Below are 23,341 nucleotides of genomic sequence, written 5' to 3' on the forward strand. Positions count from 1 at the left end.
ACGCAGTCGTCACCTGGCCTTCGCTAATCATTTCCATCCGCAACAGGAGGTCGATAGGCGGGACACGCTCGCCGGTTTCATATCTCTGCCAGGTTCTCGCAGCGTTCTTTCCGGAGATGCCAAACATCGTCGCCGCGCCTGCCATCGTCAGCTTTCGAAGCTGTCGCCAGCGCTTTGGGGTTAAGGATTGATTTGCCATTCCGAAATATAGCCATAACAGCTATATCCTAGTCAACCCCACCCTTAGCCAATTCGGTTATATATTTGGTAACGGCGTTGAGCCATAGTGGCTATATGAAAAATCCTCAATCAAACCGCCTTTCCCAAGTTCGAAAAAGCAAAGGACTGACTCAACAGGCCTTGGCAGACAAACTCGGCATTCATTGGATCACCGTGAGCAAGCTGGAGCGCGGGGTCATGCAACTCACGTTCACCTGGATCGAACGGCTAGCCGAAGCTCTGGGCGTCCCGCCATCCGAACTATGGGCTCCACCCGTTAAGCGAACATTTGAAGTAGAGGCCAGAATTGTCGACGATGGCTCCCTCAAGAAGTTTGAAGCCCACGATGTCATTGCATTTTCGACCTATAGCCCCATAAATCTTGATGCCGGGCATCTTGCCTACATTGTCGCAACGCGTGCGTTTGAGCCATTTCTGTGTGCCGGAGATGTAGTGGTGTTCGAGCCATACCTGTACGGTGGCCCTTTGCCCGAGATGATGACGGGCCGCCTCAGCATCGCCCGCCCCACCCCGCGTGACGGCCTGGTCCTTACCTCCTTTCAAGGTCTTGATCGGGAAGGGAAACCAGCGTTCCGCCGGATGAATGGTGAACGATTTGAAATCCAACAAGACGACTTAGTCCTGTTTTTGAGCGGCTATGTTCCGTTATGGCTTCTCGGCAGTCCTGATGAACCATAGCCATTAAGGCTAAATTATAATTTGACTTTCGCATAGCAGATATGGCTATATCCCTTCATCTGAACCGATGGAGAGATAAATGGAAATTTCCACGCCCGAGAAATTGACGCCTGGCAGGCCTGAGGGCACGCCCCGAAAATTAAGCCCGATCACTCGCAACGCGCAGACCGTCGCAGCGATACTGGTCCATGCTGCCGGCCGAAACTTTGTGCCGTACGACGTCGTCGCGACCAATGTAGAGGCCGAGATCCGGGCGGGCACGTTCGGCGGATGCAATCTAGAACCAGACGAGCAGATCCAAGGTGTGATCATGGGCATCACATCGCGTCTGATCCGTTGCGGACTTCTGGAATGCAATAGATACGATGAACCCCGCGGACGAGTTAGCTACGGCCAGAACACCGCGATCCGCGTCTCAGACGCCATGTCGATTTGCCTGGAGCAAGAGGCATACCGCATCGCCGACCCGGCAGAAGATGTCCCTTATTTTGGAAGCGATGTAGCCGATGCGCTCGTGGAGCGAATGGGCAATGTCTATTTCAAAGTAATGAACAGCGCGGGACTGCATACGCAGAAGGACCATCTGTCCTTTACCTTCGGCAACGACATCACCTTTGAAAATATAGCCGCCGCGCAGGAACTCGCGCACCTGTTCGATACGGATGTCGAGGTCCGCAAGGGCATCGTTGCGCGCTGCTTTGCAGACGGCGCCGTCTATCTTGATCTGGGTGATGCCGATCTCGGCTTCAAGGACCACGACAGCGCACTGAACTAAACGGGCAGCAGACGGGCCGTGTCGCCAAACCCGCCCGTCGCTGCGAGATCCACATCAACAAGGGATGTCAAAAATGGACAAGCAGTCCAATAGCACAACTGCGCCCGCAGTTTCAATCGGGGAAGCCGCCGCGGCAGTCGTCGAGACCGTCGCAATGAAACGGAAGGACGCGAAGGCTCTTGAAGCGCTCCGCGACCTGGAAAACGAGATCTTCGATCTTGCCAGCATGGCCCAGATCATGGGTGACTTGCTCGACAACCTGACGAACCAGAATGAAAACGGGTCTGGGACTGTCCGTTACGACATTCCCGAGAAGACCATGTCTATGCTCTGGTTCACCTGGCACGACGTCATCAAGCGCACCACGCGCCTGGAGAAGGCATTTTCTGCGGCATACCACGGGAGGGCCGCAGAATGACCGGGCGTGCCTTCAATTTCACCCGTCGCCAATCCCTCGGCCTCCTTGCCGCTGTCTCCGTCCCGCCAACGGCGGTCGTAGCCGTCGCGGCACAGCCGACTGAAAAGCCCTTCGATCTGCAGCACTGGCTTGATACGGCCGACGCCAGCGACGTCATTGCCTATCACACCGCCAAGCTCGTCGAAGCCATGGACGGCAAGGATGAGACCCGGGCCTACCGTGCCACCATCGACCACGAGAACGGCTTCATTCTCATCGTCGGCCATCCGAGCAAGGGGCGGGCCGGCACGGTCGCGAAGGTCCATATCGATGATGGTGCGCCGCTTCTCCCTGACGATGTAACCAGCACGACGGCCTTTGCGGACTGGGAGGCACGCCAATGCAAAGCATGAGGCCCGACCAGATCAACATGGCCGGCATCTCCAGCTACGGATGGCAGGCGGCCCTCGACGCGCTCCAACTTGCCATCAACGGCATATCCGGTATCCGCGAGCAACCACGATGCGCAGGCAAGAACTCCCGCCAGTACAATGCCGCCGGGGAATATCTGGAGGATTTGCAGGGTATCCTGAACCGCGAGGTCGAGCGGTTGATCGCCGCGGCGACGTCGGACCAATGCGACGAAGAAGAGTGGCAGCACCGTGCCCAGATCCGTATCCAGGTCGCGGCCAGGGACAACGAGCTGAACCTTCTCGAAATGGCTGACTTTGCGTTGCGACTTCACAAGGAAGGACGCAACCGCCTCTCGGCTGAGGAGGGCAGCGAATGCTGACCGCCCTTATCGCCGAATACAAAGCAGCCGACGCAGCCTTCCGCAAGGCTTGCGACCTCTCGCTCCTCGATGCCGAGACTGATCCTCTGTACGATGCAAAGGAAGCCGCAGAACTCGATGTTCTGCGTGCTCCCTGCCTCACGCTCGACGACGTGCAGGCAAAGACCCGGCTCGCCCTCGCGGACGAGAGCATCTTCGACAGCCTCACGAATTGCACGACCAACGGTGGCGAGCACGTCCTGACGATCTTCCTGTGCTCGTTGCTGGGTGAGGCTGTGGATAACATTGTGAACAGCGGGGAGAACCAGTGATGGAGACTATCTTCACGCCGGCGACCCTCGCCAAGCGGTGGGATTGCTCGGAACGTCATATCCGAAATCTGATCAATGAAGGAAAGCTCGGATGCTTCCGGCTCGGCGGCAAGCTGGTCCGAATCCGCGCGAGCGATGTGGAGAAGTTCGAATGTCAGAATGGAGAATCACCCGTCTCCGGGGAAAACTCGCCCTCACCTTCGAGCGCGACGGAAAACGTCAGCGTCATTCACTCGGCACCGATGATCCGCGCCAAGCTTACCTCATTGCGCCGGCCCTTTTCGCAGAGCTGACACGCCCCACCGGCAGGACCGTCCAGGATCTCTGGACGGCCTACATTCAAGACAAGGCCGGGAAAGCCGTTCTGGTCACCATGGAATACACATGGAAGGCGCTCAAGGAGCGCTTCGGTGCCAGAGACGGGGAAAGCATCACGAAGGAAGATTGCCGGGCGCATACGATCGCACGGCACCAGTCGGGGATAAGCGACGGCACCATTCACACCGAGCTCGGGCACCTTCGCACGGTGCTGGTCTGGGCGGAGAAGAACCGGCTGATCGACAAGGCGCCGCAGATCGAGCGCCCGGCGAAGCCCGATCCGAAGGACCGATACCTCACGAGAGAAGAGGCACAACGCATCCTGGCAAGCGCAAAAACCCCTCACCTACGCACTGCCATTCATTTGATGCTCGGCACCGCGGCTCGCGTGACAGCAATCCTCGAACTGAAATGGGATCGCGTCGATTTCGACCGCAAGCTTATCCACCTGCGTGATCCTGACGACAAAGTGAAGAGGAAAGGGCGCGCGATCGTGCCGATCAATTCTACCCTGCTCACGGCGCTAAGGGATGCCCAGGCGGGTGCCCTTACTGACTACGTGGTGGAATGGGGCGGAGAGCCTGTGAAGAGCCTCAAGCGAGGCATTGCGACGGCGGCGCGGGAAGCGAAGATCAAGGACGTGTCGGCGCACGTCTTCCGGCACACGGCGGCGGTATGGATGGCCGAGGCCGGCGTGCCGATGGAGGAGATCAGCCAGTACCTCGGACACAGCAGCGCCGAGATCACGAGGAGGGTCTACGCCCGGTATTCGCCCGACCACTTGAGAAAAGCCGCCGACGCACTGAACCTCGGACTATACGTAGCACCCTCCCAAAACGGCAAAGCGCGGCGGGGCTAACGAACGGTGAACATCGGCCCTATACGTAGTGCCCGCAGGTTCACTTGAACCTCGAAAACGGAACGCAGGGTGAATCAGCGCCGAAGACGCACTTTACGAAGCGCCCATTTCCAGGCTATTCCGAGGTTTCATTGGCGGGCCACTCTTTGACATCGTAGGGGTCACAGGTTCAATCCCTGTCACGCCCACCATTCGAATTCAGGCAGGGCCTTTCGGGAAACCGGAAGGCCTTTTGCATTCTTCTCCATCCACGCAATCACGGTCCGATCCGATTGCGGGAAACGCCGAAGTGGACTATCCGGACGGACGAATGCGGGGGGCAGATCTCCCTGCAGCCCTCTCGAAGAACACGGCAACGCACAGCGGGAGACGACACCTTGAAGCCTGGCGCGCGAAGCAACCATCCGCAGGAGCAGTTTCACCTGGCCATGCTGTCGCTCTACGCCGCCTGCGCCAAGCTCGGCTTCCGGCCGGTGCTGTTCCGGCGCTACGTCATCCTCAACTGCGGCGTGGCCGCGGCGAAGGAACTCGTCTTCAAGCCCGGCACCACCGGCCTCGAGCGCCTGATCGATCTCGGCAAGACCGAGATCTCCATGGAGGCGACGATGCTGCGAAGCGAATTCCAGCCGCTGTTCGCGCCAGGTGAACTGAAAGAGGCGCGAGAGAGGCTGGCAAGCGCGAACCGCACCCGCTCACGCGGACGCCTGACCGCGCAGCCAACGGAGCGCCGCGGGTAGGCGGCCAGCTTCGGAGCAAGTCCCGGGGTAAGCCACCGGAGGCAAACTCGACCGAAGGCAGGCTCCGGCAATGGCCGAGGGCGCCGCGCGAAAACATTTCACGCAACGCCCTCACGCCATGCAAGCCTGATCCGATACGCAGGACACGATCTTCGGCTTGCATTCAGGCGCAAAGGTGGGGATGGGCGATCCCGCCACCGGCGAAAGGCCTATGGGATCGGCTGCATGGCGTCGATGCAACGGGCGCAATACCGATCAGTTGCGTCGAGCGCCATGAGACGGATGAGCAGATTTCGTACTGATGTCCGAGGCGCCGTTGCAGGATCCCCGATCCTGGCCCTGGGCCAAGCCTGCTTTGCCTCGACGACCGGGTCGCGGGGTAGCCGGACGACATCCGCCTCAGGCGTGGAGGCGGCTCCGTGCAACGATCGGACCTTGCAGGCCGACAAGGGCGTCGTCACGCCCCTGCAGGCGGGCTTCGGCAACGATGACTGCAATGGTTTCGGTGATGATGCGCGAGCAATCCGGAGACATCGCCGGAAGCATGAACCGCGGGTCACTTGCCTGCATCTTCGCTAGGGTACTGCCAAGCAGCGCCCCCCATTCCTCCGGCGTTCGGGCCATGGAATTCCCCTTTGAAGCGTGACTGTTGTGGCTAGTCTTTGTAATTGTGAATATATAAACACAACCACACACACAATTCCACAAAAATGTGGGAACTTCACAAGAATAAATCACGGGCTTAGAACGTTTCACCCTGCAAGCCGATCTGCGTGGCAGCGCCCCCGCGCCGCCGTGGTCTCGCGCGTCCTGAACGCAGGCGATCAAACCGCCGTCAGGAACCACTATCTATCCAAAATTATCGTATTAAAACAATACATTGGCGCTCAGGCTACCGCCGCACAGTGGGCGCGCCCACCGCTACGGCTCTTGCGCCACGAGGAAGGCAAGCTATCTCACATAAACGAGGGTTTAAGTGGAATTAGCGAACTACACGAGGGAAGTCGTGTGGTTTTGTGGTGCGCCGCTACCGCACCGGTTGCGGGGCCGGTTTCGGGGCCGGTTGAGTGGCCAGTTGCGGGGATTCCTGCGCCTCATCGTCGAACATCAGCGCCGGATCGACCTTGCCGCTAAGCCTTTCTTCCGACGGCGACATGGTCAGAAGATCGATCGGCGTCGCGACCGTGGTGGCCGCAACGCGACCGATGCCACCCGCCGTGCCGGCGACGATGGCGGTGATGCCTTCGCCGAGCGAGACATCCGAATCCGTCAGCGTCTGGCCGTTGACGAGCCTTTCGCCGATCAACTGGACGATCTGCGGGCTCTCTGCGAACTTGCCGTGGGCCAACCGGTCGCCCGTCTTCACCTTGGTCAGGTCGACCACCGTGATCCCGGCTTTCTCGAACTGGCTGCGATAGGGTTCGTCGGCGGGGTTGATCTGCCCGAGACGCTGCACGTCGCCCGAAATGAAGCGCGAAAGCGCCAACGCCTTGTCGTCCTGCGAGACGAAGATGGTGAAGGTCGGCCTGTGGGCGCCGAGTTCCGACCATTGGCGGGCGAACACGTCGACATCGAGGTCCGGCGAGGCGAGGACCACATTTTCGATCTTCGACGCAACCCGGCCGTCGCGAATCGCCATCTGGCGCAACGCCTCCATCGCCAGCCACGTTCCCATCGAATGGGCCAGGATGGTGATGTCGGTGACGCCCTTTTCCTTCTGCAGCGCCTGCAGCAGCCGCTCCAGCCCGCTGCGGGAGTAGTTGGTGCTTTCCTTGTCGTAATTGTAGTCGAACAGCTTGGCACGGGACGGCCAGGTAAACAGCACCGGCGTCACCTGCGCACCAGAATCGTGGACGATCTGCGCGAAGCGGAACACCGCATCCTCGTAGCGGTTGTTGAACCCGTGCACGAAGACCATCACATGGCCGTTCCGATTGTGCACGCGGAACCATTCCTCGCCGCTTTCGAGCGAGGACAGCTGCTGGATGCGCAGGACCGAGAAATCCTTCTCCGGATTGGGCGGGAGCTTCTTCGGCCACTGCACGCTGCCCGGCTTGCGGTTCTTTTCCGGCGGGATCGAGACAGCGATGTCGGTCAGGTAGGGGCGAGCGCTGCGTTCGCCGGAGAAGAGCGTGTTAGGATCGCCTGACGGCGTACGCGTCGTGGCCACCAGCATGTTGACGGTCGAGGTACCCGGGACTGCCGCCGTTTCCGGGATCGGCGCCATGTAGCCCTTCTTGCCGCCGCAGGCCGCAAGCGCCACAGAAAGCGACAGGACAATCGCGATACGCCACACACTTCGCATCCCGTCACACCCTATATGACCATGCCGCGCGACGCGGCTCCCCCAATTCTTAAGCATTGTTTAATGGGCAAAGGGGAGCCAGGCAATCGGTTATCGCCCGCGCGCCGGGCCGGAAGAGAGAAACGCCCCGGGCCTGCGGCGCTTCGGACACAATGGAGCCGTGGGGGAACCCCGTAGGCGCGCGCCCACGCTGCCGTCGGCGTGACGCCGGACGGGATTGCGCCGGCGGGAAGACGTGTGATGTGAGCCGAATCGGGCCCGCTCAGGACCCGTCGGCATCCTGCCGGCCGCCGCGCAGGGCGGGCGCCAGATCCCGCACGGCGGTGTCCAGCATCCGGTGCGAGGCGGCGCGCGCCGCCGCCCCGTCGCGCAGCCGCAAGGCCTCGACGAGATCCCTGTGGATATCGAGCGCCTCGTCGCGATGATCGATCACCTCGTTGGAGCGGTGCAGCGAATACATCAGCGCGGCATGGATGATGGAAGAGAGCTGGCGGAAGACCTGGTTGTGGCTCGCCTTCAGCAGGATCTCGTGGAACTGCACGTCGGCGCGGGTGAAGGCTTCCGTGTCGGGGCCAGCGTCGTGCATCCTCTTCCACGCGGCCTCGAGATCGGCGATCTCCTGCACACTCGCCCGTTCCGCGGCGAACTCGGCCGCAACGGGCTCGACGGTGCGGCGCGTCTCGAGGATGCAGCCGAGCAGGTCGAGATCCTGGATGCGCGGCCCCATCCATTCGAGGATCTGCGCATCCAGCAGGTTCCATTCCGCCTTGTCGCAAACCACGGTGCCGACGCGCGGGCGGCTGTTCACCAGCCCCTTGGTGGCGAGGATCTTCAGCGATTCCCGCACCACGGTCCGGCTCACGCCGTACAATTCGCAAAGATCGCTTTCCTTGGGAAGTGCTGTGCCGACCGGGTAGCGCTCGGAGCAGATGTCGAGACCGAGAGCGGTCGTCACGTTCTTCTGCACCCGTGGCCTGCGGGCCGGGGGTGCAATCTCACCGCCGGCATCCGGTCCACCCGCCTGCCCGGTCACGGGCCCCGTCTCCATCCCAGTATCCACGTCCACCCCATCTCCCCCGACGCACCTTGGCGCATCGCTCCACCATCGATCCCGCGTGCCTTCGGTGTCAATAGGTCTTTGTCTGACTTAATCCATAAATAGTATGACTATACGGGAAGAGAGCTTTCATGCGCCGTCCTTTGCCGACGACACGGCGAACCGTATCACACGGCCGCTCCGCATCAATTGACTTTTGCAGACATTGTGCATAACTGCGCAGATCAATTGCCGCAGGAGCCTGTCATGCTTGCCGAGATCCCCGCAGTCCTCGTCCTCAACCCCAAGGACAATGTCGGCGTCGTTCCGGCAAACCTCGACGCCGGGCGCTCGCTGCCGAACGGCGTCGTCACCACTGAGCGCATCCCGCGCGGCCACAAGGTGGCGATCGCCCCGATTACCGAGGGCACGCCGGTGCTGAAGTACGGCCAGATCATCGGCTACGCGACCCGGGCGATCCGGCCGGGCGAACATGTCCACCTGCAGAACCTCGCGATCCTCGAGGTCGCCCTGAAGCACGAGTTCTGCGTCGACAACGCCCCGCCGGTGATGGTGCCGGAAGCCGAAAGGCGCACCTTCGACGGCTACGACCGCGGCAACGGCCGCATCGGCACCCGCAACTACATCGGCATCCTCTCGACCGTGAACTGTTCCGCCACGGTCTCGCGCTATGTCGCCGAGCACTATGCCAGGCGGTTCCGCGAGGCCGGCCACGACAACATCGACGGCGTCGTGGCGCTCACCTATGGCGGCGGCTGTGCGCTGAACCTGAAGTCAGAGGGCGGGCGCATCCTCACCCGCACCTTCAAGGGCTATGCGAGAAATCCCAACTTCGGCGGCATCCTGATGATCGGGCTCGGCTGCGAAACCTTCCAGTATGGCCCGCTGGTCGAGGAGGCGGGCCTGGAGGAAGGCAAGACCTTCCGCACCATGATGATCCAGAACCAGGGCGGCACCCGCAAGACGATCGAGGCGGCTTGCGAGATGATCGACGACATGCTGCCCGACGTGGGCGCGATCCGCCGCACGCCGCAGCCGCTCTCCGGTATCCGACTGGCGCTCGAATGCGGCGGCTCGGACGGCTATTCCGGTATTTCCGCCAATCCCGCGCTCGGTGTCGCCTCGGACATGCTGGTGAAGGAGGGAGCGACGACCGTTCTCTCCGAGACGCCCGAGATCTACGGTGCCGAGCACCTGCTCACCCGCCGCGCCGCCCGGCCGGAGGTGGCCGAGAAGCTCCTGTCGCGCATCGACTGGTGGCGCGATTACACGGCCAAGAACGACGCCGAGCTCAACAACAACCCCTCGCACGGCAACAAGGCCGGCGGGCTGACGACGATCCTGGAAAAGTCCCTCGGCGCTGTCGCCAAGGGCGGCTCGATGCCGCTGAACGCCGTCTACGAATATGCCGAAGAGGTCAAGGAAAGCGGCTTCGTCTTCATGGACACGCCCGGCTACGACCCGGCCGCCGTCACCGGCCAGATCGCCGGCGGCTGCAACCTCGTCGCGTTCACCACCGGCCGCGGCTCCGTCTCCGGCTACAAGCCCGCCCCCTGCATCAAGATCGCCACCAACACGCCCATGTACGAACACATCAAGGACGACATGGACATCAACTGCGGCACGATCGTCGACGGCACCGAAACCATCGAACAAGCCGGCCGCCGCATCTTCGACTTCGTCGTCGAGACGGCGTCAGGGAAGAAGACGGCAAGCGAAGGCTTCGACTACGGTGACAACGAATTCGTGCCGTGGCAGGTTGGGGCTATTACGTAAGCTTCGGCTCGGCAGCACCGGCTTCGGTAAAATTCGTTGAATGAAAAACGAATCCCGTGTCGGATCGGCATAGCCCCGTTCGTCCTTAGGGCCGTCTATTCCGACGTATCAAGAGGATCACGACCATGCCGAACACCGTAAATCTGCACCGCGTTCTCGCCACCACCCCGGAAAAGGTCTATCGCGCATTCATCGAGGCGGACGCGCTTGCCAAGTGGCTTCCGCCGAACGGCTTCATGTGCACCGTACACCACCTGGAGCCAAAGACCGGTGGCACGTTCCGGATGTCGTTCCGGAACTTTACGACAGGCAAGAGCCACGCCTTTGGCGGCGAATACCGCGAGCTCGTCCCCGGCGAACGCCTGCGCTACACGGACAAGTTCGACGATCCGAACCTGCCCGGCGAGATGGAAGTCACGGTGACGCTGAAGAAAGTGTCGGTCGGAACCGAGCTGGAGATTACGCAGGCCGGCGTGCCGGACGTCATCCCGCTTGAGGCTTGCTATCTCGGCTGGCAGGACTCGCTGCGGAATCTGGCGAAGCTCGTTGAGCCGGAGATCAACGAATAGCGCATTGCAATCGACTGTGTCGGCGTCTCAATGCCCGATGTCGCCGACATAGGCCGATACATCCGGCCGGTGCGTCTCACGAAACTCGGTGACGCGCCCGATCACCTTCGGCAGCGAGATCGCGATGTGGTGGCGGAGCGCCTCGGCCGCCGCGTCGACATCCCCCGCCTCCAGCGCCGAAAACACTACAAGGTGTTCGGAGATGAACGGCTCGTCCTTTGGCATCACGTGCGAGACACCCATGATGTGCTTGCTGACGTTGAGCATGAAGCGGGCGCGGCGCAGCGCGATCAGGATCTCGCGGTTCGGGCAGTGGCCGAGGCAGGTGATGTGGAGATCGGTCTCCATCCCGTCCATCTCCGCAAGCGAGAGGTCGGGATAGCCGGCGAGCGCGCGCTCCAGCCGCGCCGTCATCGCCGCGCGCTCCTCTTCCGGCATGAAGGGAAACGCCTGCTTCAGTGCTACCGGCTCCAGCGCCACGCGGATGTCGTGCAGGTCGCGCATGCGCTTTTCGTCGAGCGGCACGACGGTCCAGCGCATCCGCTCGTCTTTCTCGACGATGCCGACCGCCTCGAGCCGTGTCAGCGCATCGCGCGCCACCTGGCGGCCCACCCCCTTGGCACGCGCCAGTTCCACCTCGTTGATGCGGTGGCGCCCGAAGACGGAGAGATGCACCATCTCGCGCTCCAGCGCCTCGTAGATCGCCTCCCAGGCCGGCGCCTTGCGCAACGCCTGCGCCTCGCAGCCGTCGCCGAACATCGCCGCTGTCAGGGCGAGCCGGCGCGGCGCTTCCCGGCCCGGGCCGACGATGAAGCCGCGGCCTTCGAAACGGCGGATCGCGCCGGCGGCTTCCAGCAGCGCAAACGCCTGGCGCACCGGCGTCCGCGTCGAGGAGAAGATGCCGGCCACGTGGCCTTCGAGCAGAAGCGCGCCCTTCGGCAGCCGTCCGGCGGCAATGGCATCGGCGAGCGCGTCGCGGATGCGCAGGTAGAGCGGGCCCGTCTCCGTTGGCTCCGCCCTGTCGGCCTGTCTGCTGCCGGCCTGTTCCTTCGCCATCACCCTTCCCATGCCTTTCAAAGGCGGACAGTCTCACAAATGCCTCGTGCCGACAACGGTCATTGCTGCAGGGCAACGCGACAAAAAATTCCAAGTTTCGGCATGAAAAATGACATTCCTTTCGTGACGCCGCGGGGGATTTGCGCTAGGGAACCCAGGACAACGGCTGGCGGAAGGGGCCTTTCGACCCTACTTTCCCCGAGATGCCGTGCCTGATCGGATCTGAGGAACACGTCGATGCCAGCCTATCGCTCCCGAACCACCACCCACGGCCGCAACATGGCCGGTGCCCGCGGCCTGTGGCGCGCGACCGGCATGAAGGATGCTGACTTCGGCAAGCCGATCATCGCGGTGGTGAATTCGTTCACGCAGTTCGTGCCCGGCCACGTGCACCTGAAGGACCTCGGCCAGCTGGTCGCCCGCGAGATCGAGGCCGCCGGCGGCGTCGCCAAGGAATTCAACACGATCGCCGTCGACGACGGCATCGCCATGGGCCATGACGGCATGCTCTATTCGCTGCCGAGCCGCGAGATCATTGCCGACTCGGTCGAATACATGGTCAACGCCCATTGCGCCGACGCCATGGTCTGCATCTCGAATTGCGACAAGATCACCCCCGGCATGCTGAATGCCGCCATGCGCCTGAATATCCCCGCCGTCTTCGTCTCCGGCGGGCCGATGGAGGCCGGCAAGGTCGTGCTCCACGGCAAGACGCACGCACTGGATCTCGTGGACGCCATGGTCGCCGCCGCCGACGACAGCGTCTCCGACGAGGACGTCAAGGTCATCGAGCGCTCCGCCTGCCCCACCTGCGGCTCCTGCTCGGGCATGTTCACCGCCAACTCGATGAACTGTCTGACGGAAGCGCTCGGCCTGTCGCTGCCCGGCAACGGCTCGACGCTCGCGACCCACGCCGATCGCAAGCGGCTGTTCGTCGAGGCCGGACACCTGATCGTCGACATCGCCCGCCGCTACTACGAGCAGGAAGACGAGAGCGTGCTGCCGCGCAACGTCGCCAACAAGAAGGCGTTCGAGAACGCCATGTCGCTCGACATCGCCATGGGCGGCTCGACCAATACGGTCCTGCACATCCTCGCCGCCGCCTACGAAGGCGGGATCGACTTCACGCTGGAAGACATCGACAAGTTGTCGCGCAAGGTGCCGTGCCTCTCCAAGGTCGCGCCGGCGAAGGCCGATGTGCATATGGAAGACGTCCACCGTGCCGGCGGCATCATGCGCATCCTCGGCGAACTGGACCGCGGTGGCCTGATCCATCGCAACAGCCCGACCGTGCATGCCGAGACGCTCGGCGACGCGATCGACCGCTGGGACATCACCCGCACGAGCAGCGAGACCGTGCGCACCTTCTTCCGCGCCGCCCCCGGCGGCATCCCGACCCAGGTGGCGTTTTCGCAGGAAGCCCGCTGGGACGATCTGGATACCGACGGCGAAAAGGGCGTCATCCGCTCCGTCGAGCATCCGTTCTCCAAGGACGGCGGCCTCGCGGTCCTGAAGGGCAACATCGCGCTCGACGGCTGCATTGTGAAGACCGCCGGCGTCGATGAATCGATCCTGAAGTTCACCGGCCCCGCCATCGTCTTCGAAAGCCAGGACGCGGCCGTGAAGGGCATTCTCAGTGGCGACGTGAAGGCCGGCGACGTCGTCGTCATCCGCTACGAGGGCCCGAAGGGCGGCCCCGGCATGCAGGAAATGCTCTATCCGACGAGCTACCTGAAGTCGAAGGGGCTCGGCAAGGCCTGCGCGCTGATCACCGACGGCCGCTTCTCCGGCGGCACCTCGGGACTTTCGATCGGCCATGCCTCGCCAGAGGCAGCACAGGGCGGCACGATCGGCCTCGTCCGCCAGGGCGACACCATCGAGATCGACATTCCGAACCGCACGATCAACCTGGTGATCAGCGACGCCGAGCTTGCCACCCGCCGTGCCGAACAGGACAAGCTCGGCTGGAAGCCGGCCCAGCCGCGCAAGCGCAACGTCACCACCGCGCTGAAGGCCTATGCCGCCTTTGCAAGCTCCGCCGACCTCGGCGCCGTGCGCATCCTGCCGGAATGACATCCATCCGGCCCAGCTACGCCTGAGCCGCATGCCATCGCGAAGAACCTGGAACGATCGGTCCGACCTCGCGACCGGTCGTTTTCGTCAGAACGGCCGGCTGATGTTCTTGTAGGCCTCGTCGAGTTGCTGCATGCGCCTGTCATAGGCGCCCTGGATGCAGGCGACGTCGGCGGCACAAGCCTGCCGCTCCTTCAGCCACAGCGTCTGCTGGTCCTGCATCTCGCCGCGCGCGCCCATGGCCACGAGGCCCGACAGAATGTCGAAGGTGGTAACCATCCGCACGTCCGCATCGTTCAGCACCCGGTTGTCGCAGATCGCCTTCTCGTCCTGGGCGAGGTCGCCCCGTTCGCAGTCGAAGCTGGCCGCGACGGCCGGCTCGGCCAGGGTCAGAGACAGGATGGAACAGGCGACCGCGAATACGGGTGCGAGAATGCGGCCGGCGGGGCGGTAAACAGGCTCATGGATAGGGCGGTGAACTGGCAGTCTTTCCATAATCGAACTCCTCGTGAGCGGCGTTAGATATGGCCTGCGCGTTTTTTGACAAGGGAATGTCGGATTGCCCGGTTATGCTTCGTCCTTGAGACAACCGGCCCTCGAGCGCCGGCAACTTTGACAGGCACGGTAAACGTTGATATCAACGCAACCAGTCGAAATGTCCCGTGAAAAGAGGAGTTACGAGCATGAGACAGCATCATGAGGTCGTGTCCCGCGAGGAATGGCTGAAGGCGCGCCAGGCGCTTCTCGCCATGGAGAAGGAGGAGACGCGCCTGCGCGACAAGGTGCGCACGGAGCGGCAGGCGCTACCATGGGTCAGGGTGGAGAAGACCTACACGTTCGACACGCCGGCCGGAAAGAAGACGCTGGCCGATCTCTTCGACGGCCGCAGCCAGCTGATGGTCTATCACTTCATGTTCGGCCCCGACTGGGAGGCAGGCTGCCCCGGCTGCTCTTTCGTGGCCGACCATGTCGACGGCATGCTGCCGCATCTGAACCACCACGACGTCACCTTCGTCTGCGTCTCCCGTGCACCGCTCGACAAGATCGAGGCCTACAAGAAGCGGATGGGCTGGAAATTCCCGTGGTTCTCGTCCTTCGGCAGCGACTTCAATTTCGACTACCACGTCTCCTTCACCAAGGAGGAACTGGCGCGCGGCAAGGTCTACTACAACTACCGTGAGACGGCCTCGGAAGACGCCCATGACGAACTGCCCGGGATGAGCGCCTTCTTCCGTGACGACGACGGCACCGTCTACCACACCTATTCGGAATATTCCCGTGGCGGCGAGGAACTGCTCGGCACGCTGATGACGCTCGACCGCGCGCCGAAGGGCCGCAACGAGACGGGCACGCTGAGCTTCGTCAAGCGCAAGGACGAATACGAGGATGCGCCGAAGGTGCAGTCCTGCTGCAGCTGACGTAAAATGTGCACATGTCGACTGCAGACTGCCGATGGCGGAATGCGGTCGACGGCACCGACCTCATCCACTTTGCAAAGTTTGAACCACACTGGAGGAACCCATGTCCAGCAACCAAGGAAAGTTCGTCTGGTACGAACTGATGACAGGCGATACCGACGCGGCCGAGGCCTTCTACAAATCCGTTGTCGGCTGGACGGCCAAGGACACCAGCATCCCCGGCATGAAGTACACGACCTTCTCCGCCGGGGAGCAGATGATCGCCGGCCTGATGGCCATACCGCAGGAAGGCGAGGGCATGCCGCCGGCCTGGTTCGGCTATATCTGCGCCGACGACGTCGATGCGACCGCCAAGGAGATCACCGCGAAGGGCGGGCAGGTGCATCGCGAGCCGGACGACATTCCCGGCATCGGCCGCTTTGCTGTGGTCGCCGACCCGCATGGCGCCGTCTTCTGCCTATTCAGCGCCAATGACGACGGCCCGCCGGCCGGCGACCAGATGGCGCCCGGGCATATCGGCTGGCACGAGTTGATGGCGGGCGACCTCGACGGCGCCTGGAACTTCTACTCGTCCATGTTCGGCTGGGAGAAGGACGAGGCCCTCGACATGGGCGAGATGGGAACCTACCAGCTCTTCAAGATCCACGGCCAGACGGCGGGCGGCATGATGACGAAGCCGAAGGACCTGCCGGCCCCGCCGCACTGGGGCTTCTACTTCGTCGTCGGCAACATCGATGAGGCCATCGAGCGCGTCAATGCCGCCGGCGGCAAGGTGGTGATGGGACCAATGGAGGTGCCCGGCGGCGCCTGGATCATCCAGGGCGTCGACCCGCAGGGCGCCCATTTCGCCCTCGTCGGATCGAGGTGATCGACCGATCCCGGTCCAACCAGACGACCCCCGGCGCGTCCGCGCGTCGGGGGTACACCGGACGCGTCGACAACCGGGCGGCGACGGCCGCCAGCGGCCGATACGTGAATTCAAATCACAGATACTGTTCCCGCCTGCCGTCTAGTGGCGGGATATATCCGCGTCCATCTTGATGGCGGACGGTGGCTTTGCGCCGTAACGACAGGAGACGGACATGGAATACAGACGATTGGGGGCATCCGGCCTGATGGTGCCGGCCTTGAGCTTCGGAACCGGTACCTTCGGCGGCGAAGGACCGCTGTTCGGCGCCTGGGGCAACACGAACGAAGCGGAGGCGCGTCGACTGGTGGACATCTGCCTGGAAGCGGGCGTCAACCTGTTCGACACCGCCGACGTCTATTCGAACGGCGCTTCGGAAGCCGTGCTCGGGGCGGCGCTGAAGGGACGCCGCCATGAGGCACTGATCTCCACCAAGATGGCGCTGCCCACGGGCGACGGCCCCAACGACGCCGGCACCTCGCGCGCCCGCATCCTCACTGCGGTCGATGCGGCGCTCAGGCGGCTCAGCACCGACTACATCGACCTCCTGCAACTGCATGCCTTCGATGCCGGCACGCCCGTCGAGGAGGTCCTGGCAACCCTTTCCAGCCTCGTCGATGCCGGCAAGCTGCGCTATGTCGGCGTCTCCAATTTCGCCGGCTGGCAATTGATGAAATCGCTGGCGGCCGCGGAAAAGCACGGCTATCCGCGCTACGTCGCCCACCAGGTCTACTATTCGCTGGTCGGCCGCGACTACGAATGGGAACTGATGCCGCTGGCCCGCGACCAGGGCATCGGCGCGCTCGTCTGGAGCCCGCTCGGATGGGGACGGCTGACCGGCAAGATCCGGCGCGGCGCCCCGCTGCCCGCCGGAAGCCGGCTACATGCGACGGCCGACTTCGGCCCCCCGGTCGACGAGGCCCGTCTCTACGACATCGTGGATGCGCTGGAGGCCGTCGCCGAGGAGACCGGAAAGACGGTGCCGCAGGTGGCGATCGCCTGGCTGCTCGCCCGCCCGACCGTCGCCAGCGTCATCATCGGCGCGCGCAACGAGGAACAGCTTCGCCAGAACCTCGGCGCCGTCGGCTGGCAGCTTTCGGACGATCAGATCGAACGGCTTTCCACAGCCAGCAGCACGACCGCCCCCTACCCATACTTCCCCTACTATCGCCAGGAAGGGTTTGCCCGGCTCAACCCGCCGATCCGCTGAACCCGAACCATGCGTAGAAAGACGTAGGTGCTGCGGCCATTGCCGCTTGCAATCCGTCTTCGCATTGCACAAACTTCCCCTCGATGGCGGCGAAGACCCGTCACGAGGGGAAAAATGAGCCTATGTCGATCAAGGCCAGCATCTACCATCTGACCCACTACAAATACGACAATCCGGTCCGCCTCGGGCCGCAGATCATTCGCCTGAAGCCTGCGGCACATTCCAAGACGAAGGTGATCAGCCATTCGCTGCGCGTCTCGCCGTCGGCCCACTTCGTCAATCTGCAGCAGGACCCCTACGGCAACTATCTCGCCCGCTACGTCTTCCCCGACCCGGTGACCGAGTTCAAGATCGAGGTCGACCTCGTCGCCGACATGACGGTCTACAATCCGTTCGATTTCTTCATCGAGGAAGAATCGGAGCACTGGCCCTTCGCCTATCCGGAAGACCTGCGCGAGGACCTGCATATCTACATGGAACCGGAACCGCTGACGCCGGCCCTTGCTGCCCTCCTCGATACGGTGGATCGCTCGCGCCAGCGCACTGTCGACATGGTTGTCGGCCTCAACGCACGGCTGCAGCAGCAGGTCGGCTATGTCATCCGCATGGAGCCCGGCGTGCAGACGCCGGAGGAAACGCTGATCGCCGCCCGCGGCTCCTGCCGCGATTCCAGCTGGCTGCTGGTACAGATTCTGCGCAACCTCGGTTATGCCGCGCGCTTCGTCTCCGGCTACCTGATCCAGTTGGCGCCCGACTTGAAGGCACTGGACGGCCCCTCCGGCACCGACCACGACTTCACCGACCTCCATGCCTGGTGCGAGGTCTATCTGCCCGGCGCCGGCTGGGTCGGCCTCGACCCGACCTCGGGCCTTTTGACCGGCGAAAGCCACATCCCGCTGGCCGCGACGCCGCATTTCCGCAATGCCGCGCCGATCACGGGCGGCTATTTTGGCGAGGCGAATACCAGCTTCGACTTCGACATGAGGATCACCCGCGTCGCCGAGCACCCGCGGATCACCAAACCCTTCTCCGACGATTCCTGGGAGGCGCTGAACGCGCTCGGGCAGGACGTCGACCGGGTGCTGTCGCAGAACGACGTGCGGCTCACCATGGGCGGCGAACCGACCTTCGTCTCGATCGACGACTTCGAATCCGACGAGTGGAACACCGACGCCGTCGGGCCGACCAAGCGCGAAAAGGCCGACGCGCTGATCCGCCGCCTGCGCGAGCGCTTCGCCCCCGGCGGCTTCCTGCACTACGGCCAGGGCAAGTGGTACCCCGGCGAAAGCCTGCCGCGCTGGACGTTCTCGCTCTACTGGCGCCGCGACGACAAGCCGATCTGGTCCGATCCCGGCCTGATCGCCGAGGAAAACGCCGACCACCCGGTCTCCAACGGCGACGCCGAGCGCCTGCTGACGACGATCGCGGCAGAACTCGGCCTCGAGACGGACATGGTGTTGCCGGCCTACGAGGACCCGGGAGAATGGCTGCTGAAGGAAGCGAACCTCCCCGACAACGTCGATCCGTCGAATTCGAAGCTGGAGGATCCCGAAGCCCGCAGCCGCCTCGCCCGGGTCTTCGAGCGCGGCCTGACAAAGCCGAGCGGCTACGTGCTGCCGGTGCAGGCGTGGAACGCGCGGGCGGCCGGCCACCGGTGGATCAGCGAGAAATGGCAGACCCGGCGCGGCCGCCTGTTCCTCGTCCCCGGCGACAGCCCGGTCGGCTACCGCCTGCCGCTCGGCTCGCTGCCTTGGCTGCCGCCCTCGTCCTATCCCTACATCAACCCGGTCGATCCCACGGTCGAGCGCGGCGAATTGCCGAATTTCGCCGAGCCCCATCGTCAGATCAAGGTGGACTTTCACGCAGCCGAGGGCCAGCAGGAGCAGGTCGAACAGGTCGTCTCCGACATCGCCGGCAAGGTCCGCACGGCCATCAGCGTGGAGGCACGCGACGGCCGCCTGTGCGTCTTCATGCCGCCGACCGAGGGCGTCGAGGAATATCTCGAACTCATCGCCACCGCCGAGCGCGCGGCGAGCACGCTGGGCCTTCCCTTGCATATCGAGGGTTACGCGCCGCCGCATGACGAGCGCCTGAACGTGATCCGCGTCGCACCCGATCCGGGCGTCATCGAGGTCAACATCCATCCCGCCTACAGCTGGGGAGACTGCGTCGACATCACCACCGCGGTCTACGAGGAGGCGCGACAGAGCCGGCTCGGCGCCGACAAGTTCATGATCGACGGCCGCCACACCGGCACCGGCGGCGGCAACCACGTCGTCGTCGGCGGCAAGAACCCGAACGACAGCCCCTTCCTGCGCCGGCCGGACCTGCTGAAGAGCCTGGTGCTGCACTGGCAGCGCCATCCCTCGCTCTCTTATCTCTTCTCCGGTCTCTTCATCGGCCCGACGAGCCAGGCCCCGCGCATCGACGAGGCCCGCCACGACGGTCTCTACGAACTGGAGATCGCGATGGCGCAGGTGCCAGCGCCCGGCGAAGGTGCGCCGCCCCTTCCCTGGCTGGTCGACCGGTTGTTCCGCAACCTGCTCGTCGACGTCACCGGCAACACCCATCGCTCCGAGATCTGCATCGACAAGCTGTTCTCGCCCGACGGCCCGACCGGCCGGCTCGGCCTTGTCGAGTTCCGCGGCTTCGAGATGCCGCCGAATGCGCGCATGAGCCTGGCCCAGCAGCTTCTGATCCGCGCCCTGATCGCGCGCTTCTGGCTCAGGCCCGTCGCCGGTTCCTTCGTGCGCTGGGGCACGACGCTGCACGACCGCTTCATGCTGCCGCACCATGTCTGGCAGGATTTCCTCGAGGTGTTGGCCGACCTGCGCGAAAACGGCTTCGACGTGCGCCCAGAGTGGTTCGAGGCCCAACTGGAATTCCGCTTCCCCTTCTGCGGCGAGGTCGAATACGATGGCGCGAAGCTCGAGCTCCGCCAGGCGCTGGAGCCGTGGCACGTGATGGGCGAACAGGGCGCGATCGGCGGTACGGTGCGCCATGTCGATTCGTCCATGGAGCGCCTCCAGGTGAAGCTTCAGACGGCAAATTCCGAACGCTACATCGTCACCTGTAACGGGCGGCGCGTGCCGCTCGCGGCCACCGGGGCCAGCGGCGTCGCCGTCGCGGGCGTCCGCTACAAGGCGTGGCAGCCCTCGTCCGGCCTGCACCCGGCCCTGCCCGTCAACACACCGCTTACCTTCGATGTATATGATACATGGTCGCGCAGGGCAGTGGGTGGCTGCATTTACCACGTTGCCCATCCGGGCGGACGACACTATGACACCTTCCCTGTGAACGGAAACGAGGCGGAAGCCAGAAGGCTGGCCCGCTTCGAGCCCTGGGGGCACAACCCGGGCAGCTACGGGGTGTACGAGGAGACGATCTCGCGGGAATTTCCGCTGACGCTCGATCTTCGACGCCCGCCAGGAGTGTAGGACTTGACATCGAAGGCGGCAGAGGCGGAGCGTATCGCGGGGAACCCGCTGCTGGAGGGGCTCATGACCTATGCGCCCTTGCCGGGCATCGCCGACGAGATGGTCTCGCCCGACGGTTCGATCCGTCCGGCATGGCAGAAGCTGCTTTCCGCGCTCGGCCGGATGGACGAGACGGAGCTCGCCAACCGCTTCGCCCGCGCCGACCGCTACCTGCGCGACGCCGGCGTGTTCTACCGCGCCTATGGCAAGGACGCCGGCGGCGAGCGCGCCTGGCCGCTGTCCCACATCCCCGTCGTGATCGACCAGGCCGAATGGGAGAACCTGTCGCGCGGGCTGATCCAGCGCGTCGAACTGCTGGAGATGATCGCGGCCGACATCTATGGCCCTGCCCGGCTGGTATCGGAAGGTCTCCTGCCCGCGCAGCTGATCGGCACCAATCCGGAATATCTTCGCCCCGTCGTGGGCGTGGCCCCGGCAGGCGGCCATTTCCTGCATTTCTGTTCCTTCGAGGTCGGCCGCGGCCCCGACGGAAACTGGTGGGTCCTCTCTGACCGAACCGAGGCTCCCTCCGGCGCAGGCTTCGCACTGGAAAACCGCGTCGCCACCGCCCGCGCCTTCTCCGACGTCTACGCCGAGACCCATGTGCACCGGCTCGCCGGCTTCTTCGGCGCCTTCCGCGATGCGCTGCTGGCCGGGCGCCAGTTCGAGGACGATCGCATCGCCGTGCTCTCGCCAGGCCCCGCGAACGAGACCTATTTCGAGCACGCCTACATCGCCCGCTATCTCGGATTCATGCTCCTGGAGGGCGAGGACCTCACCGTCGTCAACGGCCGCGTCATGGTGCGCACCGTCGCAGGCCTGAAGCACGTCAGCGTGCTCTGGCGGCGGCTCGACGCGAGCTTCGCCGATCCGTTGGAGCTGAACCACCAGTCGCAGCTCGGCACGCCCGGCATCGTCGAGGCGCTGCGGGCCGGGTCCGTGCGGATCGTCAACGCGCTCGGTTCCGGCATCCTCGAGACGCGCGCGTTGCTCGCCTTCACGCCGACGATCAGCCGGCACCTGACCGGCGAGGACCTGCAATTGCCGAGCATCGCCACCTGGTGGTGCGGCCAGCAGGCCGAGCGCGACCATGTCGCCGCCAACATCGAGAACATGGTGATCGGCCCGGCCTATTCGACGCGCCCCTTCTTCGACGACAACGGCCGCTCCGTGCTCGGCTCGACCCTGCGCGAGAACGCAAAACTCCCGATCGCCGACTGGCTTTCGAACGATGGCGCCCGCCTCGTCGGCCAGGAGGCGGTAACGCTGTCGACGACGCCGGCCTATGTCGACGGCAGGCTCGTGCCACGGCCGATGAGCCTGCGGGTCTTTGCCGCCCGCACCCGCGACGGCTGGCAGATCATGCCCGGCGGCTTCGCCCGCATCAGCTCCGGCAGCGACGTCTCGGCGATCACCATGCAGGAGGGCGGCTCCGCCGCCGACGTCTGGATCGTCAGCGACCGGCCGGTCGACCGCACCTCGCTTCTGCCCGCCGACGAGGCCTTCACCCGCAACCTGCCCGGCAGCCTGCCGAGCCGCGCGGCCGACAATCTCTTCTGGCTCGGCCGCTACATCGAGCGCGCCGAAGGGGCGCTGCGCATCCTGCGCGCCTGGCACGGCCGCTTCGCCGAATATGCCGACCCGGACCAGCCGCTCCTGAAGGACGTCTCCGATTATCTGAAGCAGCTCGACGTCGATACCGCCGAGCCGGTGCCCTCCACCCTGCTCGCCAGCATCGACAGCGCCGTCTTTTCCGCCAGCAACATCCGCGACCGCTTCTCCCCGGACGGTTGGCTGGCGCTGGCCGATCTCGCCAAGACCGCGCGCCGCTTCCACGACTCGATCCAGCCCGGTGACGACGCCACCCGCGCCATGACCGTGCTCCTGCGCAAGCTCGCAGGCTTCGCCGGCCTCGTGCACGAGAACATGTACCGCTTCACCGGCTGGCGCTTCCTGTCGGTCGGCCGCTACCTGGAGCGCGGTCTGCACATGACGCGGCTGCTGCGCCATCTTTCCGGCGAGGATGCGCCCGATGGCGCGCTCGACATGCTGCTGGAGATCGGCGACAGCGTGATGACCCATCGCCGCCGCTACAATGTCGCGACCGCCAGGCTGACCGTCACCGACCTTCTGGCACTCGACCCGCTCAATCCGCGCTCGGTGCTCTACCAGCTGAACGAGATCAAGACCGAGATCGAGCAACTGCCGAATGCCTATTCGAACGGCCAGATGTCGCCCTTCTACCGCGAGGCGATGCGGCTGCATGCCGGCCTTGCGGTGATGACGCCGGAGGGAATGACGCCCGAGGCCTACCGGCACTTCGAGACCGAACTGGAAAAGCTCTCCGACATTCTCGGCGAAACCTATCTGAGCTGAGACGGGTCCC

At 64.0% G+C, this 23,341-nt stretch carries 21 protein-coding genes and 1 pseudogene; 17 read left to right on the top strand and 5 right to left on the bottom strand.

Annotated elements, in window-relative coordinates; genetic code table 11:
• The first annotated feature begins 276 nt into the window (after positions 1-276).
• The 9 genes and pseudogenes from GGQ64_RS12790 to GGQ64_RS12825 all read left to right on the top strand — a co-directional run bounded on the left by GGQ64_RS12790 (position 277) and on the right by GGQ64_RS12825 (position 5,108).
• Positions 277-918: a helix-turn-helix domain-containing protein gene (locus GGQ64_RS12790; RefSeq protein WP_183804758.1), complete on the top strand. Its 642-nt coding sequence runs from the start codon at positions 277-279 to the stop codon at positions 916-918.
• 79 nt (positions 919-997) lie between these two features.
• On the top strand, positions 998-1,693 hold the full coding sequence (locus tag GGQ64_RS12795) for a hypothetical protein (RefSeq protein ID WP_183804760.1): 696 nt from the start codon (positions 998-1,000) through the stop codon (positions 1,691-1,693).
• A gap of 73 nt (positions 1,694-1,766) precedes the next feature.
• Positions 1,767-2,111: a hypothetical protein gene (locus GGQ64_RS12800; RefSeq protein WP_183804762.1), complete on the top strand. Its 345-nt coding sequence runs from the start codon at positions 1,767-1,769 to the stop codon at positions 2,109-2,111.
• Positions 2,108-2,503 carry a hypothetical protein gene (locus GGQ64_RS12805; RefSeq protein ID WP_183804764.1) on the top strand — a complete coding sequence of 132 codons (396 nt, stop codon included), beginning with the start codon at positions 2,108-2,110 and terminating at the stop codon, positions 2,501-2,503. Before GGQ64_RS12800 ends, GGQ64_RS12805 begins: the two co-directional genes overlap by 4 nt.
• 17 nt (positions 2,504-2,520) lie before the next feature.
• Positions 2,521-2,883, top strand: a complete 363-nt coding sequence (locus GGQ64_RS12810; RefSeq protein ID WP_183804766.1) for a hypothetical protein — start codon at positions 2,521-2,523, stop codon at positions 2,881-2,883.
• Positions 2,877-3,194 carry a hypothetical protein gene (locus GGQ64_RS12815; RefSeq protein WP_183804767.1) on the top strand — a complete coding sequence of 106 codons (318 nt, stop codon included), beginning with the start codon at positions 2,877-2,879 and terminating at the stop codon, positions 3,192-3,194. The genes GGQ64_RS12810 and GGQ64_RS12815 overlap by 7 nt, the downstream gene beginning before the upstream one ends.
• Positions 3,194-3,331: pseudogene (locus tag GGQ64_RS28295) on the top strand (excisionase family DNA-binding protein); the annotation flags it as partial. The gene GGQ64_RS12815 and the pseudogene GGQ64_RS28295, both read left to right, overlap by 1 nt.
• 14 nt (positions 3,332-3,345) lie before the next feature.
• Positions 3,346-4,371, top strand: a complete 1,026-nt coding sequence (locus tag GGQ64_RS12820; RefSeq protein WP_183804769.1) for a tyrosine-type recombinase/integrase — start codon at positions 3,346-3,348, stop codon at positions 4,369-4,371.
• A gap of 377 nt (positions 4,372-4,748) precedes the next feature.
• A complete protein-coding gene (locus GGQ64_RS12825; RefSeq protein ID WP_183804771.1) occupies positions 4,749-5,108 on the top strand; it encodes a hypothetical protein in 360 nt (119 codons plus the stop codon).
• A 399-nt stretch (positions 5,109-5,507) separates the two neighbouring features.
• On the opposite strand, the gene GGQ64_RS12830 is transcribed toward GGQ64_RS12825, so the two are convergent.
• The 3 genes from GGQ64_RS12830 to GGQ64_RS12840 all read right to left on the bottom strand — a co-directional run bounded on the left by GGQ64_RS12830 (position 5,508) and on the right by GGQ64_RS12840 (position 8,461).
• Positions 5,508-5,732, bottom strand: coding sequence for a hypothetical protein (locus GGQ64_RS12830; protein WP_183804773.1), 225 nt, complete (start codon positions 5,730-5,732; stop codon positions 5,508-5,510).
• A 403-nt stretch (positions 5,733-6,135) separates the two neighbouring features.
• Positions 6,136-7,413 carry an alpha/beta hydrolase gene (locus tag GGQ64_RS12835; protein WP_183804775.1) on the bottom strand — a complete coding sequence of 426 codons (1,278 nt, stop codon included), beginning with the start codon at positions 7,411-7,413 and terminating at the stop codon, positions 6,136-6,138.
• Positions 7,414-7,675: 262 nt separating this feature from the next.
• Positions 7,676-8,461, bottom strand: coding sequence for a FadR/GntR family transcriptional regulator (locus GGQ64_RS12840; protein ID WP_183804777.1), 786 nt, complete (start codon positions 8,459-8,461; stop codon positions 7,676-7,678).
• A gap of 255 nt (positions 8,462-8,716) precedes the next feature.
• On the opposite strand from GGQ64_RS12840, the gene GGQ64_RS12845 reads away from it, so the two are divergent.
• Positions 8,717-10,246: a UxaA family hydrolase gene (locus GGQ64_RS12845; protein ID WP_183804779.1), complete on the top strand. Its 1,530-nt coding sequence runs from the start codon at positions 8,717-8,719 to the stop codon at positions 10,244-10,246.
• A gap of 125 nt (positions 10,247-10,371) precedes the next feature.
• Positions 10,372-10,815: an SRPBCC family protein gene (locus tag GGQ64_RS12850; RefSeq protein ID WP_183804781.1), complete on the top strand. Its 444-nt coding sequence runs from the start codon at positions 10,372-10,374 to the stop codon at positions 10,813-10,815.
• Positions 10,816-10,842: 27 nt separating this feature from the next.
• On the opposite strand, the gene GGQ64_RS12855 is transcribed toward GGQ64_RS12850, so the two are convergent.
• A complete protein-coding gene (locus GGQ64_RS12855) occupies positions 10,843-11,871 on the bottom strand; it encodes a GntR family transcriptional regulator (RefSeq protein WP_183804783.1) in 1,029 nt (342 codons plus the stop codon).
• A 237-nt stretch (positions 11,872-12,108) separates the two neighbouring features.
• On the opposite strand from GGQ64_RS12855, the gene ilvD reads away from it, so the two are divergent.
• Complete coding sequence (gene ilvD, locus GGQ64_RS12860; RefSeq protein WP_183804785.1) at positions 12,109-13,944, top strand: dihydroxy-acid dehydratase; 1,836 nt, start codon at positions 12,109-12,111, stop codon at positions 13,942-13,944.
• Positions 13,945-14,031: 87 nt separating this feature from the next.
• On the opposite strand, the gene GGQ64_RS12865 is transcribed toward ilvD, so the two are convergent.
• Positions 14,032-14,439, bottom strand: coding sequence for a lysozyme inhibitor LprI family protein (locus GGQ64_RS12865; protein WP_246422618.1), 408 nt, complete (start codon positions 14,437-14,439; stop codon positions 14,032-14,034).
• A 188-nt stretch (positions 14,440-14,627) separates the two neighbouring features.
• Between GGQ64_RS12865 and GGQ64_RS12870 the strand changes: the two genes are divergently transcribed.
• The 5 genes from GGQ64_RS12870 to GGQ64_RS12890 all read left to right on the top strand — a co-directional run bounded on the left by GGQ64_RS12870 (position 14,628) and on the right by GGQ64_RS12890 (position 23,331).
• The gene (locus GGQ64_RS12870) at positions 14,628-15,362 is read left to right on the top strand and encodes a DUF899 domain-containing protein (protein WP_183804787.1); all 735 of its coding nucleotides are present in this window, start codon (positions 14,628-14,630) and stop codon (positions 15,360-15,362) included.
• Positions 15,363-15,465: 103 nt separating this feature from the next.
• A complete protein-coding gene (locus GGQ64_RS12875) occupies positions 15,466-16,230 on the top strand; it encodes a VOC family protein (protein ID WP_183804789.1) in 765 nt (254 codons plus the stop codon).
• A 214-nt stretch (positions 16,231-16,444) separates the two neighbouring features.
• The gene (locus GGQ64_RS12880) at positions 16,445-17,479 is read left to right on the top strand and encodes an aldo/keto reductase (RefSeq protein WP_183804791.1); all 1,035 of its coding nucleotides are present in this window, start codon (positions 16,445-16,447) and stop codon (positions 17,477-17,479) included.
• Positions 17,480-17,601: 122 nt separating this feature from the next.
• Entirely contained in the window at positions 17,602-20,916 is a 3,315-nt protein-coding gene (locus tag GGQ64_RS12885) for a transglutaminase family protein (RefSeq protein ID WP_183804799.1), read from the top strand.
• A 63-nt stretch (positions 20,917-20,979) separates the two neighbouring features.
• Positions 20,980-23,331 (top strand): circularly permuted type 2 ATP-grasp protein, encoded by a 2,352-nt coding sequence (locus GGQ64_RS12890; protein WP_183805446.1) that lies wholly within the window; start codon positions 20,980-20,982, stop codon positions 23,329-23,331.
• Positions 23,332-23,341: the final 10 nt, after the last annotated feature.

This window comes from Mycoplana azooxidifex (assembly GCF_014196765.1).
Classification (GTDB): domain Bacteria; phylum Pseudomonadota; class Alphaproteobacteria; order Rhizobiales; family Rhizobiaceae; genus Mycoplana; species Mycoplana azooxidifex.

What these genes read in the sequence shown, in the direction of transcription:
- GGQ64_RS12795 (WP_183804760.1), top strand. Translation starts at nt 998, where the DNA reads ATGGAAATTTCCACGCCCGAGAAATTGACGCCTGGCAGGCCTGAGGGC.
- GGQ64_RS12800 (WP_183804762.1), top strand. Translation starts at nt 1,767, where the DNA reads ATGGACAAGCAGTCCAATAGCACAACTGCGCCCGCAGTTTCAATCGGG.
- GGQ64_RS12805 (WP_183804764.1), top strand. Translation starts at nt 2,108, where the DNA reads ATGACCGGGCGTGCCTTCAATTTCACCCGTCGCCAATCCCTCGGCCTC.
- GGQ64_RS12810 (WP_183804766.1), top strand. Translation starts at nt 2,521, where the DNA reads ATGGCCGGCATCTCCAGCTACGGATGGCAGGCGGCCCTCGACGCGCTC.
- GGQ64_RS12815 (WP_183804767.1), top strand. Translation starts at nt 2,877, where the DNA reads ATGCTGACCGCCCTTATCGCCGAATACAAAGCAGCCGACGCAGCCTTC.
- GGQ64_RS12820 (WP_183804769.1), top strand. Translation starts at nt 3,346, where the DNA reads ATGTCAGAATGGAGAATCACCCGTCTCCGGGGAAAACTCGCCCTCACC.
- GGQ64_RS12830 (WP_183804773.1), bottom strand. Translation starts at nt 5,732, where the DNA reads ATGGCCCGAACGCCGGAGGAATGGGGGGCGCTGCTTGGCAGTACCCTA.
- GGQ64_RS12835 (WP_183804775.1), bottom strand. Translation starts at nt 7,413, where the DNA reads ATGCGAAGTGTGTGGCGTATCGCGATTGTCCTGTCGCTTTCTGTGGCG.
- GGQ64_RS12840 (WP_183804777.1), bottom strand. Translation starts at nt 8,461, where the DNA reads ATGGAGACGGGGCCCGTGACCGGGCAGGCGGGTGGACCGGATGCCGGC.
- GGQ64_RS12845 (WP_183804779.1), top strand. Translation starts at nt 8,717, where the DNA reads ATGCTTGCCGAGATCCCCGCAGTCCTCGTCCTCAACCCCAAGGACAAT.
- GGQ64_RS12850 (WP_183804781.1), top strand. Translation starts at nt 10,372, where the DNA reads ATGCCGAACACCGTAAATCTGCACCGCGTTCTCGCCACCACCCCGGAA.
- GGQ64_RS12855 (WP_183804783.1), bottom strand. Translation starts at nt 11,871, where the DNA reads ATGGCGAAGGAACAGGCCGGCAGCAGACAGGCCGACAGGGCGGAGCCA.
- ilvD (WP_183804785.1), top strand. Translation starts at nt 12,109, where the DNA reads ATGCCAGCCTATCGCTCCCGAACCACCACCCACGGCCGCAACATGGCC.
- GGQ64_RS12865 (WP_246422618.1), bottom strand. Translation starts at nt 14,439, where the DNA reads ATGGAAAGACTGCCAGTTCACCGCCCTATCCATGAGCCTGTTTACCGC.
- GGQ64_RS12870 (WP_183804787.1), top strand. Translation starts at nt 14,628, where the DNA reads ATGAGACAGCATCATGAGGTCGTGTCCCGCGAGGAATGGCTGAAGGCG.
- GGQ64_RS12875 (WP_183804789.1), top strand. Translation starts at nt 15,466, where the DNA reads ATGTCCAGCAACCAAGGAAAGTTCGTCTGGTACGAACTGATGACAGGC.
- GGQ64_RS12880 (WP_183804791.1), top strand. Translation starts at nt 16,445, where the DNA reads ATGGAATACAGACGATTGGGGGCATCCGGCCTGATGGTGCCGGCCTTG.
- GGQ64_RS12885 (WP_183804799.1), top strand. Translation starts at nt 17,602, where the DNA reads ATGTCGATCAAGGCCAGCATCTACCATCTGACCCACTACAAATACGAC.
- GGQ64_RS12890 (WP_183805446.1), top strand. Translation starts at nt 20,980, where the DNA reads ATGACCTATGCGCCCTTGCCGGGCATCGCCGACGAGATGGTCTCGCCC.